A 19,903-nucleotide genomic window follows, 5' to 3' on the forward strand; every position below is an offset into this window, starting at 1 on the left:
GGTGCAATTTGAAATTGGCTGTGTATGCTTATATTGCTGAATTATTATGCCTGACAAAAAAACACTGCTACTTCTTCTTGTTACCCTATCCTTATGTACAAGGGGCTTTTCGCAGGATCTTATTGAAAAAAAGGAAAAGCTCGGCGACAGGATGACCGCGGTTTACACCGTATTGAAGAGCGATGAGCAAATTAAAGACGGACTTTACCAGGAGTTTTATAAGCGCAAGCACCTTATTGTGAGCGGCATTTATAAAAGAAATAAAAAGACCGGCGTTTGGCGCTATTTCAACCCAAAGGGCGTGCTGATGCAAACCTACAACGTCGACAAGGATACGATAGTTTATGAAGCATTTGAGAGTCGCGCGTCGGGATTTGATTATTTAGTTGACAAGGAGTTGACTGACTCCGACAAAACCACCAAGCCTTTAAAAATAGGCGGCCGTTATTACGGTTACCTCCCATACCTGGCTATTTATAAAACGCCTTTTATCAGTTATTATTGGGGTTCGGGGCTATACGAGGGCAAGGTGGAACTTTTGATCAGTCCGCTGGGCCGGCTGGCCGATATGAAGGTGACGGTAACGGGCCCGGATCTCCTCCAGGGTACGCGTATGTCGTTAAAACTGCTTAAAGAGCAAGATAAGGAATTTATACCTGCTACAATAAACCATAAACCGGTGATATGCCGCATTATTATTCATTGCCGGGTAGATGGCGATGGCGGGTTGGCGCTTTTTGACGATGATATGCGGCGGGGTGTAAAAAATGACCCGCCGCATATTAATTATGGTGTTGACGACGATTTCTGAAATCGCTGCAATAATTAATGATGGTGGTGGCCATCGGGGCCGTGGGCATGGCCATGAGACATTTCATCGTCTGTTGCCGGGCGCACATTAATGATATTTCCTTTAAAATGGAGCTCGTGCCCTGCCATGGGGTGATTCAGGTCGACGATAACCGAGTCTTCAGCAATAGATACTACCTGTCCCTGGAAACGATTACCATTGTTATCCTGGAGCGGCAACATACTCCCTATCTCGGGAATATCGGTTCCCTGGAACATCTCTTTAGGCAAATTAGCTACCGCTTCCTCATCATATTCACCATAGGCGTCGACTGCTGAAAGCTGGAAATCGTATGGGTCGCCGGTAGAAAGGGTACTTAAATTTTCTTCAAACTTAGGCAGCATCTGGCCCGCGCCGAACAAAAAAGTTAAAGGCTGCTCTTCGGTAGCGCTTTCTACTAAACCCTCTTTGCCATCCTCGTCTTTTACATACAGATCGTAGGTTAATGACACTACGTGTTTTGGTGCAATCTTCATGCTGTCTTTTTTTTGATAATTATTTAATCGTTGATTTGTTTTAATACGTCGCGGATATTTTCGGAAGGTAAGCCGCAGGTTTTATCCCTGCATACAAATATCCGGGTGTTTTCGGCAATCCTGCCCTGCAGCAAAGGTAAACTTCCTTTTTTACCACCCAACATTATTTTGTTAGGGATGTAATTTTTTTCCAGTTCAACCCGCTTCAGCTCATAGTCATTCCCTGTTATGGCAACTTCATAAAGGCCAAAAACCTCGTTTAGCATCAGCATGGCCCAATTTGAGTACGACGAACCATAACGTGCTATTTGCGGCGCCACGCCGGCTAAAAGCTTTGCTGATATTTCAAGATACTGGTCGTCGTCAAAAAAGTGCCCCAGCTTTTGCAGGTTATGAGCCATCACCGAATTAGATGCCGGTATCACGCTGTCCATCACCTCAGATTTGCGGGCTATCAATTGTTCATCATCAGCGGCCGTAAAAAAGAAGAGGCCGTTTGTATCGTCATAATAGTGATTGATGGCGATAGCTGTCAACTCTTTTGCTTTACCGATCCACTTCTCTTCAAAAGTGACCTCATATAACGCGATGAAGGCGTCGATAACGTTTGCATAATCGTCGAGGAAAGCAGCCTCATCGCCATCCTTCCCCCGAAGGGAGGGGCTTTTGTAAATTCGGGATAATCTTCCGTTAGCTCCGACAAGATTACTTAGAATGAAGCCGGCGTTTTGCAAGGCGAGTTCAAGATACTCGGATTTGCCAAATGCGCGATACGCCTCACAAAGTCCTTTCAGCATCAGGCCATTCCACGATGCCAGTATTTTATAATCAAGCCCCGGGCGGATGCGGTGACTGCGAATCTCAAAAACCTTTTGCCGAAGTGCCTTTATTTTTGCATCCAGTTCCTGCGGTGTTAATTCAAGCCGCGCGGCGAGTTGCAAGCCATTTTCATCCCTGAACAGCACGTTGGTATGCTCCTCTTCCCAGTTACCTTCTTCCGTTATATTATAATACAGTGAGAACAATTCCGCGTCGGCACCTAAAATGCCTTCAATCTCTTCGGCTGCAAAAATGTAGAATTTGCCTTCCACTCCTTCACTATCAGCATCTAAAGCCGAGTAAAAACCACCTTCGGCCGAGGTTAATTCCCGTTTAATAAATGTAATTACCTCGTCCACAACTTCCGGGTATAACGGATCGGGGTGCCATATTGCGGCTTCGGAATAAAGGCTAACCAACTGGGCGTTATCATACAGCATCTTTTCGAAATGCGGCACGTGCCAGCGGCCATCTACCGAATACCGGGCAAAGCCACCGCCTATGTGATCGTAAATACCACCGAGGGCCATTTTACGCAGCGTTAGTTGAACCTGTTCCGCGATGCTTTCATCCTTCATCAAATGTGCATACCGCATCAAAAATTGCCAGTTATTGGGCATGGGGAACTTAGGCGATGACCCCATTCCTCCTTCTACTTTATCAAAATACCGCAGCCAGTTTTTGACGATCAGTTCAAGGTCGGCTTTGGTGTGTTGAACCTTTTCACTTGCCGGTGCAAACGATTCGTATTGCCGTATACCTTCTGTCAGTTTTACAGCGTACTCCTCTGCCTCCCCGGGTTTGGTTTTGTAAAAATCGGCCAGGTTGAACAGCAGGCTCACCCAATCGTTTTTACGAAAATAAGTGCCCCCATAAATCGGCCGCTGATCGGGCAGGCAGATGCAGTTAAGCGGCCAGCCACCGCGACCGGTCATTAGTTGGAGGGCGGTCATGTATATCTGGTCGATGTCAGGACGTTCCTCCCGGTCTACCTTTATGCACACAAAGTATTCGTTCATCACTGCCGCCACCTTTTCGTCCTCGAAACTTTCATGTTCCATCACATGGCACCAATGACAGGCCGAATAGCCTATGCTGACCAGCATCAGCTTATTTTCATCCTTAGCTTTTTGCAAAGCTTCTGGCCCCCAGGGATACCAGTCGACCGGGTTATTGGCGTGTTGTAAAAGATAGGGGGAGGCGGAATTAGCTAATCGGTTCATAGACGTTTTATAATGATGGCGAAGATGAGCATAAGACGGTACAATCAGGTAATCTAAAGGTCTGAAAATATGCAATTATCACATTTCCAGTAATTAGAAAGTTACAAATGGAACATCGTCAAATAATTTTGGTTTATTTGTTCCTCAAATTCTCAAAAATAATGAACCAATTAAATTTAAAGCACCTGTTGGGCGTGTGTTTTGCGTTGTTAATGGCCGCAAGCGCATCGGCCCAAACCGATTCTATTAAATACGATCACCATGACCTCTTCGGCCCTATTACGTGGCCCGTTACCAGCGGCAATACGCGCTCGGCAGACGGTTTGCCCGGCGCAAATTACTGGCAAAACCGCGCTGATTACAGCATCCGGGCTACCCTGACAGAAGGCGCGCAGGATACTACGGTAACCGGTGAAGTTACCATAAGCTACACCAATAACAGCCCGGACAAACTTGACCACCTGTGGCTGCAGCTCGACCAAAACCTGTTCAAGCCTGATTCGCGCGGCGCGGCAGTTACTCCTATTACCGGGGATCGTTTTGACGTGCGCGGGTTTAGTCGCGGCGGGTATCATATCCAGTCGGTATCGGTTACTTATAATAAACAAGCTTATAGCGTAACACCGGTTATCAGCGATGCCCGTATGCAGGTGCGCCTCCATGCACCAATGGCTGCCAATGGGGCCAGGATAGAACTGAAAATAAAATACTGGTTCTCGATACCGATGTATGGCGCCGACCGTATGGGACGCAAAAAATTCAAGGACGGCTATGTTTACGAGATAGCCCAATGGTACCCGCGCATGTGCGTTTATGACGACGTAGAAGGCTGGAACACGCTGCCATACATGGGCCTGGGTGAGTTTTACTGCGAATACGGCAATTTTGATTATTATATAACCGCACCGGCTAACATGCTTGTTGTCGGGTCGGGCGACCTGCAAAACGGGCAGCAGGTACTTACCCCTACCCAGCTTTCGCGCCTGGCACAGGCCCGTAAAAGCGACAAAACAGTGATGATAACAAAACCCGATGAGGTAATGCAAAATGCCAGCGCCAAAGGCCCCAAAACCTGGCACTTTAAGATGCTGAATACCCGCGACGTATCGTGGGCAGCATCAAAAGCCTTTATCTGGGACGCAGCAAGAGTAAATTTCCCTTCGGGACGCAAAGGCATTGCCATGGCCACCTATCCTGCCGAAAGCGCGGGCGATGATTCGTGGGGCCGCGCTACCGAATACCTGAAATACAGTATTGAGATCTATTCAAAAAAATATTATGAATACCCATGGAATTCGGCTACAACTGTATCAGGAGTGGCTTTGGGTATGGAATATCCGGGTATCGTGTTCTGTTTGGATAACCTGAAAAAAGGCAATTTGTGGGGCGATGTGACACACGAGATAGGCCATAACTGGTTCCCGATGATCGTAGGTTCCAATGAGCGTAAATACATGTGGCAGGACGAAGGCTTTAACACCTTTATTAATGAGTATTCGACCAAAATGTTCAATCACGGCGAATATGACGATACAACCGCGCGCCCTGCACACAACCTGGTTGGCTACCTGAAAAGGCTGAAAGACCCCCTTATGGTCGCCCCGGAAGCAATGGGCCTGAATGATTACGGTCAGTATTACGTGAAAACATCTGCCGGGTTAGATATGCTGCGAAACGTAGTGTTAGGCCCCGACCGCTTTGACTATGCCTTTAACGAATATATCAAACACTGGGCGTTTAAACACCCTTTGCCTTACGACTTTTTCCGTACGATGAACGATGCCGCAGGCGAAGATCTGAACTGGTTCTGGAAAGAATGGTTCTTCACCACCTGGGAGCTTGACCAGGCCGTGCAATCAGTAACTTATGTAAAAGGCGATGCAGCTAACGGTGCTATCATTACTTTGGTGAACAAGGAGAAAATGGCGATGCCTGTTGACCTGAAGATCACACAATCGAACGGGAAAGTGGAAGTTCTCCATTTGCCTGTTAATATCTGGCAGCGCATTGGCGGGGTTTGGAAATTTAAATACCCTTCAACATCAACTATTACGAAAGTCGAGATCGACCCGGATAAACAAATGCCGGATGTAGATTTAAAAAACAATGTTTGGGAAGGAAAATAAGCGGAAAGCTTAAAGGAGAAAGCAGAAAGATTGATTTTGCTTAAATTATATAAAGACCGGATCCTCTCAAATCTGGTCTTTTTTGTTTGCTATAAAATATTAGATTTATAATTAATACAGCAGGTATGGAGTATCAGGAATTTATAGATCAACTTGTAAATAATTTCCCCGAAATAAAGGGCCAAGTATTGGATGAAGACGATGTAGGCCTTATTACTTTACAAATGGGAACATTTAAACGTTTTACACAAAAAGCTATAAATGAAAATAATATTCAAACGGTTAAAAAATGTTTTGACTTTATTTCACTGCATAATAGCATGGTCAATAGTCGAATACAAAACTCGATAGGGATTACTTATCTGGCCAAACTTACAATCAGAAAAAATAGTAAAATTGAAAAACTCCTTCCGCCGGAGCTTAAAAACATTAGGGATAGTTTACATCGCCATTATAATTCCGTGTCGGAGAACAAAGGGTTTAATAATTTTATAAACGAATTGGAACAATTAGAAAAGAAGAAAAAATCCTGATGCGCGCTTCTTAATGTTCGTTGGCTTAATCAACCTAAATTTTCTTGTAATCTTAATGACCAAACTCCAACTCGCCAAACTCATCATGCTCCTCGCCGCTATTTACAATGCTGTTTGGGGCATTGTAATATCTGTATGTCCTCAAATTATATTATTCGATTATTCAGCCACGCCGTTTACTTTGATCCTGTTACGATGTATCGGCATGCTGGTGGGCACTTATGCCATAGCCTACTACTTCGCGTCGCGCGACCCGCTGCGATATTGGCCGTTGATATTGGTTGGATTTATTGGCAAGGTTTTGGGACCGGTCGGTTCTGTTTATTATATTTCGATTGGTGAACTTACGCCAAAATTCCTTTATGTCAATTTACTGAATGATTTGATATGGCTGGTGCCGTTTGGATGGATATTATGGCAGATACGGACGGATAAGCTGCCTCATTAGGTTGCGTACCTACGGCACGCAATTTTCATTTCATTATTTTTTTTACCGACGTTTAACCCCGCTGGGGTTAATCAGTTGCAAGTCCAAAATGCGCCATCGGCGCAAAAACGTCGGTAGAGATCAAATAGAGATATGTTTCCGTGCCGTAGGTACGGAAACATCCACCTATATCATTATCAATTCTGCAAAAACGATTGCCTGAATGCCACGGGTGATTGGTTGGTTTTGCGTTTGAACAGTTTGTTAAACGACTGCGGGTGTTCGAACCCCAAACGGTAGGCTATTTCGGCAATGGTGAGGTTGCTGGTGCTCAATATCTCTTTGGCCTTTTCTATCAGTTTATTGTGAATGTGCTGCTGGGCGTTCTGGCCAGTATGAGAGCGCAGCATGTCGCTGAGATACCGGGACGAAACCTTCAATTGATCAGCAATATCCTGCACGGCAGGCAGGCCATTTTGCAGTGCCTTTTCAGTGTCAAAATAATCTGCCAGGAGCGCTTCCAGTTCCGTTAACAGATCATTGTTGGCGGCTTTCCGGGTAATGAACTGGCGGTTGTAAAAGCGATTGCTGTAATGCAACAACAGTTCTATCTGCGCTATCACAACGTCCTGGCTCAGGCTGTCGATCGGCTGATCCAACTCCTCCTGTATCATTTTAACAACGCCGAATATGGTTTCTTTTTCTTTTTCTGAAAGATGAAGCGCTTCGGATGCCGAATAGGAAAAGAAACCGTAGTTCTTAATGGTTTTAGCAAGTGGATGGTTCCGTAAGAAATCCGGGTGGATCACCAGTGAGAAGCCGCCGTAATCCTGGTCTTCCTCGTCAACGATCATAACCTGGTTGGGCGACGTAAAACACAGCCCGCCCTCGTTAAAATCGTAATAATTCTGCCCGTATTTGAACTTCCCGGTGTAATTGGTTTTATAAGATATTTTATAAAGATTCATCACCGTCGCTCCGCCTAACCGGCTCCAGTCGGGTTTCATGTCTTTATAATAATTAATCCCCACAAGCGGATGCAGCGGCCCGGGCAGGCCCAGCGCCTGGTTCAACTCCGAAATGGAGTTGAACACATGCGGCTGTTTGGTTTCCTTTTTCATATTAAAGCGTTGCCATATCTATCACAAAGCGGTAGCGCACATCACCTTTTTCCATACGCTCAAAGGCCTGGTGGATATCTTTAATATTTATCAATTCGATATCGGATACGATATTGTTTTCGGCACAAAAATCCAGCATTTCCTGGGTTTCTTTGATACCGCCGATACATGAGCCGGCCAAACTTTTACGACCCATCAGAATGCTAAAGGCCGATACCTGCGCAGGGTTGGATGGAACACCAACACAAATCATGGTGCCGTCTGTCTTCAGCAGGGACAGGTACATATTGAAATCATGTTCTGCCGAAACTGTATCCAATATAAAGTCGAAGCTGCCCCTGGCTGCCTCTACCTGAGCAGGATCAGAGGTCACTATAAAATGGTGAGCTCCCAATTTTTTGGCATCCGCTTCTTTTTTGGGTGAAGTGCTGAGAACGGTAACTTCGGCGCCAAAAGCAACGCCAAACTTAACGGCCATGTGGCCAAGTCCGCCAAGGCCCAAAACGGCTAATTTATGTCCCTTTCCTACTTTCCAGTGGCGCAATGGCGAATAAGTTGTTATGCCTGCGCATAACAAAGGTGCGGTAGCTGCAAGATCGAGTTTGTCCGAAATGCGTAAAACAAATTCTTCCTTTACCACAATGGTATTCGAATAGCCGCCATAAGTGGGCGACGAACCATCCCGCTCCATACCGTTATAGGTAAACGTCGGGTTTTCGAAGCAATATTGCTCAAGGTCCTGTTTGCAGTTTTCGCAATGCCCGCATGAATCGACCATACAGCCGGTAGCGGCCAGGTCGCCTACTTTAAAATTCTTCACCTGGTCGCCTACTTTAACCACCCGGCCTACGATCTCGTGACCTGGCACCATCGGGAAAATACCAGGGAACCAATCATCTTTTAACTGGTGAAGATCGGAATGGCAAACACCGCAAAATAAAATATCAAATTGCACATCGTGCGGGCCAACCTCGCGGCGGTCGAAGCTCCAGGGAGCCAGGTTGGATTTGTTGGTTTGGGCTGCATAGCCTTTTGCTTGAATCATAAGTCTCTGTGTTTTAATAATTCAAAGTTGAGCATTAAAAGTTATATGCATGTATCCATTCCGGTTTTTATTGTAGCCAAAACGGTGTGTGCGAGGAGAAAGGTAAAGGCAAAAGGATAAAGGCAAGAGCAGGGCGATAAAATAACGATTTGATATGTTCAGATTTTAAAACCTTTCGCCTTTGTATTTTCACCTTTCGCCTCAAAAAAGTAACTTCGTCCCCCGACAGAAACGAGGAAAAGAGATTGGATTATTTAAAGGGACTGAACCCGGCCCAGCAGGCCGCCGTAATGCAAACCGAAGGGCCTGTGATGATCATCGCGGGTGCCGGGTCGGGTAAAACGCGTGTGATAACCATGCGCGTGGCGCACCTGGTGGCCAGTGGTGTTGATGCCTTTAACATTTTGGTACTAACCTTTACCAACAAGGCTGCCCGCGAAATGCGGGAGCGTATCATGCATGCCGTAGGCGCCGAGGCAAAAAACGTTTGGATGGGCACTTTCCACTCGGTATTTGCAAAAATACTGCGGGTTGAGGCTGATAAACTTGGGTATCCCAACAATTTTACCATTTACGATACTGACGACAGCAAGAGTGTGCTGCGGGCCATTTTAAAAGAAATGAACCTGGACGATAAGCTGTATCAGCCCAATTTTGTTTACAATCGTATATCAGCTGCAAAAAACAACCTGATATCGTGGCAGGAATACCAGCAGAACGACCAGATACAGGCGGATGATTTTTCGAGCGGCCGCGGGCAATTGGGCAAAATATATGAAACCTATGCTACGCGCTGCTACCGCGCCGGGGCAATGGATTTTGACGACCTGCTTTTCAAAACCAATGAATTGCTGAAACGCTACCCTGACGTACTTTATAAATACCAGAATAAGTTTAAGTACCTGATGGTGGATGAGTACCAGGATACGAATTTTTCGCAGTATCTTATTGTGAAAAAACTGGCGGCCATCAACGAAAATATTTGCGTAGTGGGCGATGATGCACAGAGTATCTATGCCTTCCGCGGAGCGAACATCCAGAACATCCTGAATTTTGAAAAGGATTATCCCGACCTGAAAATATTCAAGCTTGAACAGAACTACCGTTCCACACAAAACATCGTCAACGTAGCTAACAGTATTATTGCCAATAACCAGGAGCAGCTAAAGAAAAATGTTTTTTCGGAAAAGGAAGAAGGCGATAAAATAAAGGTAATGCGCGCCTTCAGCGACAATGAAGAAGGTAAAATCGTCGCCGAAGGCATTTTACAGGAGCGCAGTACCAAAGGGATGAAATGGCACGATTTTGCCATCCTGTACCGCACCAACGCCCAGTCGCGCTCGATGGAAGAAGCGCTGCGTAAGCTGAACATACCTTATAAGATATATGGCGGCCTTTCATTTTACCAGCGCAAGGAAATAAAGGACCTGATTGCCTACTTCAGGCTTACGATCAATCCCAACGACGAGGAAGCGATGAAAAGGGTGATCAATTACCCTAAACGCGGTATCGGTGATACTTCGGTGGACAGGATCATCCTGGCGGCTGATCAGAATATGATAACGCCATGGGAAGTGATCGTCAACCCATCAAAATACATTGACGGGCGCAGCTCGGCACAGGTTAGTGTATTTGCAACCATGATACAGGCCTTCGCGGTTATAACCAAAAACCAATCGGCTTATGATGCGGCGCTGCATATTGCACAACATTCGGGCCTGTTAAAGGATCTTTACGAGGATAAATCGGTAGAAGGGCTGAACAGGTATGAAAACATCCAGGAATTGCTGAACGGTATTAAGGAGTTTTCGGAACGCGAGGATATAGAAGATAAAAGCCTTGCTGTATTTATGCAGGATGTGGCCCTGCTGACCAATGACGATAAGGACAATAAACCAGATGCCGACACGGTATCGCTGATGACCATACACTCGGCCAAAGGACTTGAGTTTCCGCATGTATTTGTGGTGGGGCTTGAGGAAAACCTTTTTCCATCGCAAATGTCGCTTAATTCGCGCACCGACCTGGAAGAAGAACGGAGGCTGTTTTACGTCGCCGTTACCCGTGCCGAAAGCAAACTGACCATCAGTTACGCTACATCGCGCTTTAAATTCGGTACGCTGATCAGTTGCGAACCAAGCCGTTTCCTTGACGAAATAGATGCCCGCTACCTCGAGCTGGACTTTACCGCCAAACCCGCACCCAGCAGTTCGAGCTTCTTTGACGACGAACGTAACGCCTGGAGCAAGCGCGGCGATACTTTCTCCAAACCGCGGCCGGCTACAACAGCTCCGGTTAAAACCACATCCATATTAGCCAAGGCCCATGTCCCGTCGGCCGGCTTCGCCCCTTCCGACACTTCGAATCTTCAGGTGGGTATGGAGGTGGAGCACGAACGCTTCGGCTTCGGAAAAGTGATCAGTCTTGAAGGGAATAAGCCCGATATTAAGGCAACTATTTTCTTTAAAGAAATTGGCCAGAAACAATTACTCCTAAAATTTGCCAAGCTCCGTATTGTAATGTAATTAATTATTATATTAGTAGTTAATTATTCTGACCCGGATTATTAAGTATTTCTGAATACATTAATTCATTTACAATTGGTTAAAAATCGGTCTATTTTTTTTCCGTATCGTAGAATAATTTCCCCGCGGTGTAATCAAGCAATTTGCTTTTTATGCAAAAACGGCCCATTTAAGAGCAAAAAATTTGTGGCACACCGTTTGGATATAAAGTCCTAACCCCCTAATTAAGGCACAATTGATTATGAACGATTTAAAACAAAGAACAGCAAACAAATCCGTTGGTAAGAGCATACGCATCTTACGCCACCAGCACGGATGGAGCCAGGAAGATATAGCAAGCCGTTTAGGCATATCGATCCCGGCATTTTCAAAAATTGAGACTGGTGTAACCGATGTCAACCTTTCCCGGTTGGAGCAGATCGCCAACATTTACGAGGTGAGCGTTGTGCAATTGCTTAATGTTGACAGCGAGCAAACTGAAGCCGCACCTTCGCACCTGAATGTTATGCAAAAGAAGCTTAGCGACCGTGAGGCAGAAATTGCAACCTTACAGCGCAAAGTTATTGAGCTGTACGAAGAACTGCGTAATAAGAACTCGGTGGCTGTATAAGTATCGCATGTTTAGTAAAACCGACACTTTATTGTTTGATAAAGTGTAACTCTACTATCATTCAGAACACATACATCCGGCGACTTTTAAACACTAATTAACAATCTTAATTGTAACAAACAAAGATTTCCAATTAGTAAAAAACCAAATAAAACATCTGTTTACCAGGTACTTTGGAGTAATAATTGCATCATAGCAGATATAACAATATATCTATCCTATGATGCTTAATTATTTGATTTCGACCACGAAGAGTGGCCATTCGAAAAAAGCGGCCATTCATGACCCTGAAAGTAAGCTAAAGATCAAGGTATTTGACCTTGTAAAATCCAGGTTTATTCCCAAAAAGGGCGAGGTGACTTATTTTGTTACAGCCGGCACGGAAAAGATCGGTTTCCAGACTGAGGGCTACAAGAAACACAAAACATTACTTATACTGCATATGATAGCCTGGTATTGTATGTACCTGGGACTAATGGAGGCACAGATACATCCCAACTGGCCATGATCGGGCAAGTCTTGAGTCAGAAGTCAAAAGTCCTGAGCAGTTTCACCCATATAATATAAGCAATATCTATTGAGCTAAGCTTACGGACTTATTGAAAGCTTGTACGCTTGGGGTCGTGCAGGATGTCGGTCATGTCAATGATCTTTTCATCGATATCAGACACACACTTGTTCATCATGCTGATACACTCCTTCTCGTCCACAAGGCCTTCTTTTTCAAGATTCATCAAACCTTTAAGTGTTGCTATAGGACCGCGTATCTGGTGCGACAAATAAGAAGAGTATTCGGAGAGCTTTTTATTCTTGATCTGCAGGTCGCGCGTGCGTTCATCAATTATCTCTTCGAGGTGATGGTTGATACGGTCGAGATTATCTTTCTGGCGGGAAACCTCGCTGTTCAGCTCCGTTAACCGGAAATTAGTTTTCGCTTTACGTTTCACATTGCCGATCAATAACGCTATCACAATTAACAGCAAACCCGAGCCCGACACTGCCCACCAAAATTTAACCCGGTCATTCTTCTGACGCTCTATGATCAATTCGCTTTCCCGTTGTTTTTCCTGCTGGTCGTGCTGCTGCTGCATCAGCGTTAAGTCGGACGATAAAGTGCTTTTTTGAAGCGTGCTATCCCTTTCGTATATCGTATGCAATATTGCTACGGCACGTTCATAGTTCTTACGGTGTAATTCTAACTGGTAAGAGTTATAACTAAAATCCGCCTCGAGCTTCTCGTCTTTGGTTACCTGGGCAAAAGCTATCCCCTCGTCCAAAAACTTCCTTGCCTTATCATAATCCTTTTTTTCGATATAAATTGAAGACAAAGTCAGGTCGGTGATCCCGATAGTTGTATTTTGATCCTGGAGTCGCGCCTGTTCGTGCGCCTTAAGCAGCATTTCCTCTGCTTTGTCGTACTGCTTTAATTTGTAATGAATAACGCCGGTATTTTGCAGGCAGATAGTAAGGTTAGCCTGATCGTTAAGCTGTGTTAACAATTGCTGGCTTTTTGTATAATACTCAAGCGCCAGTGAAAAATTCTTTTTCCGCAGGTACACGTTACCTATATTTAAGGTAGCGTAGGCAATGAGTTTGGTATCGTGCAAACTTTGCGCTATTGTAAGACCCTTTTCCAGGTAATCCAACGATTGATCGTAATCTATGGTGAGGTAGAGGTTGCCTATATTATTGTAAACCTTTGCCTGGCCCAGTGTATTGCCGGCTTTTCTGAAATAAGATAATGCATAGGAATAGTTTGCAATAGCTTTGGCCTCGTGATTGGCGTAAGCCTCACCCACCCCCATTACGCGGTAAGCTTCGGCCATGCCATTAATGTAATTTAGCTTTTTGGCCAGTTCGAGCGCCTGCTCTGCCTTTTTGATCGTCTCGTCATGATCGGTCATACGGCTTTTAAACCCCTGCTTATTCAACAGGTTTACCTGCGCAGTGTCCTGGCTGGCAAATTCCATGGCGGCATCGGCATATACTCTTGCGAAGGCAGCGGTCAGAAATAGTATGATGAGGTAAGCTTTTTTCATTAACCTGGTTTCGTCACACCAGCCATGTTAAAGCGCATAGTTTAGTGTGATAACACCCTATTACGTAAAAAATTAAAAAATGATGCAAAAAATATTCTTTAAATAATGTTTTTATTTCTGAAAAACATTATTACCTTTGTGAAGGAACTTTAGTTAAGGACTGCAACTACCTAAAACAGAGCTTGTTATAAGCAAGACATTTATTGCAATTTTGATGATTTTTGATAGATATATTATCAATTTTTCAAAATATCGTCCCTTAAAATAAAATAATTGCAATTTTTGGATAAAAAACAGGATTATAAGCACTTATAGCGCTTATATAATGTTGAAGAAGTTTGGCCTTTAACTAAGGACTTTTAAAAAGAATTTTATTAACCAAATAATATTTATAACCATTTCTAACACATTCAAAACAATGAAAAAAGTAATCTTCGCAGCTCTATTAATGGCGAGCATCGGTACACTTTCATCTTTCAAAGGCGACACTACTGCTGTTAAGCATGACACTGTTGCTGACAAAAAAGAGCTGGGCACTGCTGACGACAAAAAAGAGCTTGGTACTGCTGATGACAAAAAAGAGTTAGGTACTGCCGATGCTCACAAACGCAGCACCTTGAACGACAAGAAAGAATTGGGTACTGCTGACTAATTAAAGCCAGCATTACCTGGCGGTAACTTGCAATAAGTTACTCGCAGTGGGGTTGCATATATTGGGATTTTCCAATATATGCACAAATGATCGGATTGACTATTTCATTCGGGGTTGGGCTGTATTTTTTAAAAAATTCAGTTTTAAATGTTCGAAAGCTTTAATCTTGTCCCTCAAGACATTAGCCTTCCAGGGCGATGTTATTTTAGTTATCTATCTATAAATACAGCCCTTTAAGTTTTTCTTTTTTTTCCTGGCGGCTATTTCTGTAGCTGAACAGGTTTCCCTTTTTAAAATTTTTGGCGGTTTTGCATTCAACAGAAACTCTATATTTGTTGCAAATTTTCCTGTATGCAAAATATCAAACAGTACGTTGAGCAAAATAAACAACGCTTTTTGGATGAACTTTTTGACCTGCTGCGCTTCCCATCGGTGAGCGCCGACCCTAAATACAAGCCGGATGTTTTGGAAACTGCTGATTATGTGGCCAAAAAACTTTCGGATGCAGGGGCAGATAAGGTTGAGGTATGCCAGACAGCCGGATATCCCATTGTTTATGGCGAAAAGATAGTTGACGCTGCGAAACCTACCGTGCTGGTATATGGCCACTATGACGTACAACCACCTGATCCGCTGGAGCTTTGGAAAACACCGCCATTTGAGCCGACCGTACGCGACGGTAAAATATACGCCCGCGGGGCCTGCGACGATAAGGGCCAGTTTTACATGCATGTAAAGGCTTTTGAGCTGATGATGCAAAACGGCGGCCTTCCCTGCAATATCAAATTCATGATAGAAGGGGAAGAGGAAGTCGGCTCATCGAACCTGGAAATATTTGTGAAGGAAAATAAACAACGTCTTAAAGCTGATGTGGTGCTGATATCGGACACGTCGATGATCAGCATGGAGCACCCATCGTTGGAAACAGGGCTGAGAGGCCTCTCCTACCTGGAAGTTGAAGTAACCGGCCCTAACCGCGACCTGCATTCGGGCGTCTACGGCGGTGCGGTGGCCAACCCGGCTACCATACTGGCTAAGATGATAGCATCGCTGCATGACGAGAATAATCACATCACTATACCCGGGTTTTATGATGATGTTATAGACCTGACACCTGATGAACGCAATGCGATCAATGATGCCCCTTATAACGAGGCTGAGTATATGACCGACCTTGGTGTGGATGAATTGTGGGGTGAAAAGGGTTATACCACTTTCGAACGAACCGGCACACGGCCCACATTAGAAGTGAACGGCATTTGGGGGGGATACATTGGTGAAGGCGCCAAAACCGTATTGCCCTCAAAAGCAAGCGCTAAAATATCAATGAGGTTGGTACCTAACCAGCATTCGGATAAAATACGGGACCTGTTTACAGCACATTTCGAAAAGATTGCTCCCAAAAGCGTAAAAGTTAAAGTAACGCCACACCACGGCGGCGAGCCGGTAGTTACACCTACCGATAGCGTGGCCTACCAAGCAGCACAAAAAGCCATAACGGAATCATTTGGCAAGGCGCCTATACCAACGCGCGGCGGCGGCAGCATCCCAATCGTAGCGTTATTTGAAGCCGAGTTAGGTATTAAAACCGTATTGATGGGCTTTGGGTTAGACAGCGATGCGCTGCATTCGCCAAACGAGAAGTATGATATTTATAATTATTACAAAGGGATAGAGACAATCCCGTTGTTTCATAAATATTTTGCTGAGTTGAGCGGGAGTTAGTGATTGGTTAATTGTTGATTAGTTAACTTCTGACTAGTTAATTAGGGATTGATTGGCCTGCAACCGAAACTATACAAAGCGCTAATCACCGACCAACAACTACACAACAAATTTCTCACATCCAGCCAGGAAAGCTTCATCCGCGTCGGCGCCTATGCCGGGAGTGTCGGCTATTTTGAGGTGATACCCTTCGTAAGTTACCCCGCCAGCACAGGGGTCTTCCAGGTGGCCGAGCATACAGGTATCCATATCATAAAATTTGATATTCGGGCTGGCATACACAAAATGCAACTTGGCGCTTAGCGCAATGCGGCTCTCCAGCATACCTCCCATCATACAGGGTATATCATGTTTCGCGGCCAGGCCGTGTATCTTTTTTGCCTCAAAAATGCCTCCTGATTTAGAAAATTTAATGTTGATATAGTCGCACGAGCCGCTTTCGATCTGCTTGCGTGCATCATGGTGATTGAAAACACTTTCATCGGCCATGATCTTTACCGGCGACAACGTCCTTAGTTTGGGCAGGCAGTCGTCGTGCCAGGTACGCATGGGCTGCTCGCAAAACTCAATATCATAGGTGCTTATACCCTGAAGGGCGAAAACGGCATCGTCAAAACTCCAGCCCTGGTTGGCATCCACCCGTATCTTCATTTTATTCCCGACCGCTTCTCTTATCCGGTGAATACGTTCAACATCTGTTTTTGCGTCTTTACCAAGCTTTACTTTCAAAACTGTAGCGCCATTCTGCTTAAATTTAATAGCCCTCTCGGCCATACCGGCAGGCGAGCCTATGCCGATAGTGATATCAGACTCAACATCGCGTACCGCGCCGCCTAAATACTGATATAAAGGCGCGCCGGCGTTTTTCGCGGCAATATCATGCAAGGCTATATCAAAGGCACTTTTAATGGTGCTATTGCCCGCTGTAAAATCGTGCAGTTGCTGTAGCCTGGCCGAAATATCAAGTGCATCCTTATCCTTCCACAATTTCGCAAACTCGCGCGCCATAACCAGGCAGGTATCCTGCGTTTCGCCGACAATCATTGGGAAGGCCGAGCATTCGCCCACCCCATAAAAGCCGGCATCAGTATACACGCGTATAAACACGTTTTGGGCATGGTCCATTGTGCCGGTCGCGATAGTAAAGGGCTCCATGGGTATGCTGAAGCGATATATTTCGGTGTGGGTGATCTTCAATGCTGTATTGTTAAATTGTTTTATTGTTGGAAGACTGTAAAGTTAGTATGTTTTGTGTAATGAATAAATGTGGTTAGTTTGGCTAAAGCCATATTATTGGCGAACTAACATTGGTCGGCTTTAGCCGGCGGCAATGAAAGAATTTTACACCTTTCAAGCTTACAACAAATTGATTTGCATATCAACACATTTGCATTATCTTTGCGTTACTTCAATAACAATTCAACTTTAGCCGCCCCGGTATATTTCAGGGGATCTGCGCTGATTTTAAGGTATAGCTTTTCATTTTTAAAACTGATATTTTATGGGCATCGAACCATCAAAACCATTTGATTATAACTCCACCAGGAGTAAACTTATATTGTCGGAGTACGGGCGCAACGTGCAAAATATGGTAAAATATATTTGCGAGCTGCCCACCAAAGAGGAACGCAACCGCTATGCACAGGTAGTGATCGACCTGATGGGATTTTTAAACCCGCACCTGCGCGACGTTGCTGACTTTAAGCACAAACTTTGGGACCATTTGCATATTATCTCCAATTTCCAGATCGATGTGGATTCGCCTTACCCGAAACCGGAAATGGATGTTATCCACATGAAGCCTGAACCGCTTAAATACCCGCACCAGCGCATCAAATACAAGCATTATGGCAAAACCATTGAATTGATGATGGATAAGGCGAAAACCATTGAGGAGCCTGAGCGTAAGCAGCATATGGTACAAGCCATTGCCAACTTTATGAAAATGGCTTATGTACAGTGGAACAAGGATTCGGTTGCTGACGAAAGCATCATTGCCGATCTGCGGGCAATGTCGGGCGGGCAATTGCAACTGGAAGAGAATGTGAACCTGAACAAGGTAGAATTCCGCGCAAACCCTTATACTAAGGAAAATAATGCACGTGGGGGCCGCACCAACAATAATCAGAATAACCGCGGACGCAATAATCAAAACAACAACCCACGGAACAATAACAACCAGAATAATCGTAACAGGAACAACGGCGGCGGCTCGCGCAAGTACTAATTTTGTTCATAGTTGATGGCCGGTTGTCTATAGTAAGGAATATTTTTTACAACTTTGGGCACACAACCATCGGCTATGGTCCATTGACCATCGACTAAATTCACTATGAATAACGCATTCGAAATAATAGGTGGCAAGCCACTAAAAGGCGAAATTATACCCCAGGGGGCAAAAAACGAGGCATTACAGATACTGTCAGCGGTATTACTAACCAAAGAGAAAGTAACCATCAGCAATATCCCCGATATAAAAGATGTAAATAAGCTGATAGAACTGCTGGGCGATATGGGCGTTGTGGTTGAGCGGCTTGCCCCGGACACCTACAGCTTTGAGGCCAAAGATATCGACCAGAATTTTTTCCAATCGGACGCTTTTAGAAATAAAGGCGGCAGCTTGAGGGGGTCGGTCATGATCGTGGGCCCGTTGCTGGCGCGTTTTGGTAAAGCCGCCATCCCGAAACCGGGTGGCGATAAAATAGGCCGGCGCAGGCTGGACACCCACTTTTTAGGCTTTGAAAAGCTGGGCGCTAAATTTAACTACGACCCGGAAAGTGGTTTTTTTAACGTAGATGCATCGGACCTTAAAGGCACTTATATCTTGCTGGACGAAGCCTCGGTAACGGGTACGGCCAACGTAGTAATGGCCGCTGTGCTTGCCAAAGGCACCACCACCATCTATAATGCCGCCTGCGAACCCTACCTGCAGCAGCTTTGCAAAATGCTGAACCGCATGGGCGCTAAAATAAGCGGCATTGGTTCAAACTTACTCACCATTGAAGGTGTAACCGTACTGAAAGGCACCGAACACCGCCTGTTGCCGGATATGATCGAGATCGGCTCGTTCATTGGTCTGGCTGCTATGACGGGCTCTGAGATCACTATTAAAGATGTTCATTACGATGAGTTGGGTATGATACCTGATGTGTTCCGGAAACTCGGTATCCGGATCGAACGCAAAGGCGACGACATTTACATACCGGCCCAAAAGCATTACGAGATAGAAACTTTTATCGACGGCGCTATCATGACCATAGCCGATGCACCCTGGCCGGGCTTTACGCCTGACCTGCTGAGCATTGTACTGGTGGTTGCCATACAGGCAAAAGGATCGGTTCTGATACACCAGAAAATGTTTGAGAGCCGCCTGTTCTTTGTGGACAAGCTGCTGGATATGGGCGCCCAGATCATCCTTTGCGACCCGCACCGGGCCACGGTAATAGGCCTGGACAACCAGGTACAATTGCGGGGTATATCGATGACCTCGCCCGATATACGCGCGGGAGTGTCGCTGCTTATCGCTGCTTTATCGGCCCAGGGTAAATCGACCATTTATAATATCGAACAAATAGAACGTGGTTACCAACACATCGACGAGCGTTTGAGAGCGCTGGGAGCTGATATAAAGAGGATCTGACTTTGAGGTGAAGGCTTATAAGCGAAAAGCCGAAAGCTAAAAGCGCAAAGCTTTAGTCTTTCGGCTTTCTGCATTTAGCTCAAATATCTATC

At 45.1% G+C, this 19,903-nt stretch carries 17 protein-coding genes; 11 read left to right on the plus strand and 6 right to left on the minus strand.

Features of this window, described 5'->3' with window-relative positions:
- The first annotated feature begins 46 nt into the window (after nt 1-46).
- A complete protein-coding gene (locus FRZ54_RS20130) occupies nt 47-811 on the plus strand; it encodes a toxin-antitoxin system YwqK family antitoxin (RefSeq protein WP_147033608.1) in 765 nt (254 codons plus the stop codon).
- A 14-nt stretch (nt 812-825) separates the two neighbouring features.
- On the opposite strand, the gene FRZ54_RS20135 is transcribed toward FRZ54_RS20130, so the two are convergent.
- Entirely contained in the window at nt 826-1,326 is a 501-nt protein-coding gene (locus tag FRZ54_RS20135) for an FKBP-type peptidyl-prolyl cis-trans isomerase (RefSeq protein ID WP_147033609.1), read from the minus strand.
- Nucleotides 1,327-1,349: 23 nt separating this feature from the next.
- Complete coding sequence (locus tag FRZ54_RS20140) at nt 1,350-3,368, minus strand: thioredoxin domain-containing protein (protein ID WP_147033610.1); 2,019 nt, start codon at nt 3,366-3,368, stop codon at nt 1,350-1,352.
- A 161-nt stretch (nt 3,369-3,529) separates the two neighbouring features.
- Here FRZ54_RS20140 and FRZ54_RS20145 point away from each other — a divergent pair, with 161 nt between their 5' ends.
- From FRZ54_RS20145 to FRZ54_RS20155, 3 genes are all read left to right on the plus strand, one after another.
- Nucleotides 3,530-5,494, plus strand: a complete 1,965-nt coding sequence (locus tag FRZ54_RS20145) for a M1 family metallopeptidase (protein ID WP_147033611.1) — start codon at nt 3,530-3,532, stop codon at nt 5,492-5,494.
- Between the two features lie 125 nt (nt 5,495-5,619).
- Nucleotides 5,620-6,027: a DUF7674 family protein gene (locus FRZ54_RS20150; RefSeq protein ID WP_147033612.1), complete on the plus strand. Its 408-nt coding sequence runs from the start codon at nt 5,620-5,622 to the stop codon at nt 6,025-6,027.
- Nucleotides 6,028-6,082: 55 nt separating this feature from the next.
- Nucleotides 6,083-6,475 (plus strand): hypothetical protein, encoded by a 393-nt coding sequence (locus FRZ54_RS20155; RefSeq protein ID WP_228462555.1) that lies wholly within the window; start codon nt 6,083-6,085, stop codon nt 6,473-6,475.
- A gap of 176 nt (nt 6,476-6,651) precedes the next feature.
- Here the strand turns inward: FRZ54_RS20155 and FRZ54_RS20160 are convergent, their stop codons facing one another.
- Entirely contained in the window at nt 6,652-7,575 is a 924-nt protein-coding gene (locus tag FRZ54_RS20160) for a helix-turn-helix domain-containing protein (protein ID WP_147033613.1), read from the minus strand.
- A gap of 1 nt (nt 7,576) precedes the next feature.
- Nucleotides 7,577-8,620 carry an NAD(P)-dependent alcohol dehydrogenase gene (locus FRZ54_RS20165; protein ID WP_147033614.1) on the minus strand — a complete coding sequence of 348 codons (1,044 nt, stop codon included), beginning with the start codon at nt 8,618-8,620 and terminating at the stop codon, nt 7,577-7,579.
- A 245-nt stretch (nt 8,621-8,865) separates the two neighbouring features.
- Between FRZ54_RS20165 and FRZ54_RS20170 the strand changes: the two genes are divergently transcribed.
- The 3 genes from FRZ54_RS20170 (at nt 8,866) to FRZ54_RS20180 (ending at nt 12,263) form a co-directional block, all read left to right on the plus strand.
- The gene (locus FRZ54_RS20170) at nt 8,866-11,145 is read left to right on the plus strand and encodes an ATP-dependent helicase (protein ID WP_147033615.1); all 2,280 of its coding nucleotides are present in this window, start codon (nt 8,866-8,868) and stop codon (nt 11,143-11,145) included.
- Between the two features lie 241 nt (nt 11,146-11,386).
- Complete coding sequence (locus FRZ54_RS20175) at nt 11,387-11,755, plus strand: helix-turn-helix domain-containing protein (RefSeq protein WP_147033616.1); 369 nt, start codon at nt 11,387-11,389, stop codon at nt 11,753-11,755.
- Between the two features lie 220 nt (nt 11,756-11,975).
- The gene (locus FRZ54_RS20180) at nt 11,976-12,263 is read left to right on the plus strand and encodes a hypothetical protein (RefSeq protein ID WP_147033617.1); all 288 of its coding nucleotides are present in this window, start codon (nt 11,976-11,978) and stop codon (nt 12,261-12,263) included.
- Between the two features lie 88 nt (nt 12,264-12,351).
- Here FRZ54_RS20180 and FRZ54_RS20185 read toward each other — a convergent pair whose 3' ends face one another.
- The gene (locus FRZ54_RS20185) at nt 12,352-13,794 is read right to left on the minus strand and encodes a tetratricopeptide repeat protein (protein ID WP_147033618.1); all 1,443 of its coding nucleotides are present in this window, start codon (nt 13,792-13,794) and stop codon (nt 12,352-12,354) included.
- A 418-nt stretch (nt 13,795-14,212) separates the two neighbouring features.
- On the opposite strand from FRZ54_RS20185, the gene FRZ54_RS20190 reads away from it, so the two are divergent.
- The gene (locus FRZ54_RS20190; RefSeq protein ID WP_147033619.1) at nt 14,213-14,446 is read left to right on the plus strand and encodes a hypothetical protein; all 234 of its coding nucleotides are present in this window, start codon (nt 14,213-14,215) and stop codon (nt 14,444-14,446) included.
- Between the two features lie 351 nt (nt 14,447-14,797).
- The gene (locus FRZ54_RS20195) at nt 14,798-16,171 is read left to right on the plus strand and encodes a dipeptidase (RefSeq protein WP_147033620.1); all 1,374 of its coding nucleotides are present in this window, start codon (nt 14,798-14,800) and stop codon (nt 16,169-16,171) included.
- Nucleotides 16,172-16,270: 99 nt separating this feature from the next.
- On the opposite strand, the gene FRZ54_RS20200 is transcribed toward FRZ54_RS20195, so the two are convergent.
- Entirely contained in the window at nt 16,271-17,368 is a 1,098-nt protein-coding gene (locus tag FRZ54_RS20200; RefSeq protein ID WP_147033621.1) for a mandelate racemase/muconate lactonizing enzyme family protein, read from the minus strand.
- A 304-nt stretch (nt 17,369-17,672) separates the two neighbouring features.
- On the opposite strand from FRZ54_RS20200, the gene FRZ54_RS20205 reads away from it, so the two are divergent.
- Nucleotides 17,673-18,398: a DUF4290 domain-containing protein gene (locus FRZ54_RS20205; RefSeq protein ID WP_147033622.1), complete on the plus strand. Its 726-nt coding sequence runs from the start codon at nt 17,673-17,675 to the stop codon at nt 18,396-18,398.
- Nucleotides 18,399-18,503: 105 nt separating this feature from the next.
- Complete coding sequence (gene murA / locus FRZ54_RS20210; RefSeq protein ID WP_147033623.1) at nt 18,504-19,811, plus strand: UDP-N-acetylglucosamine 1-carboxyvinyltransferase; 1,308 nt, start codon at nt 18,504-18,506, stop codon at nt 19,809-19,811.
- The last annotated feature ends 92 nt before the right edge of the window (nt 19,812-19,903 follow it).

Origin of the sequence: Mucilaginibacter ginsenosidivorans, assembly GCF_007971025.1 — a bacterium.
GTDB classification, from domain to species: Bacteria; Bacteroidota; Bacteroidia; order Sphingobacteriales; family Sphingobacteriaceae; genus Mucilaginibacter; species Mucilaginibacter ginsenosidivorans.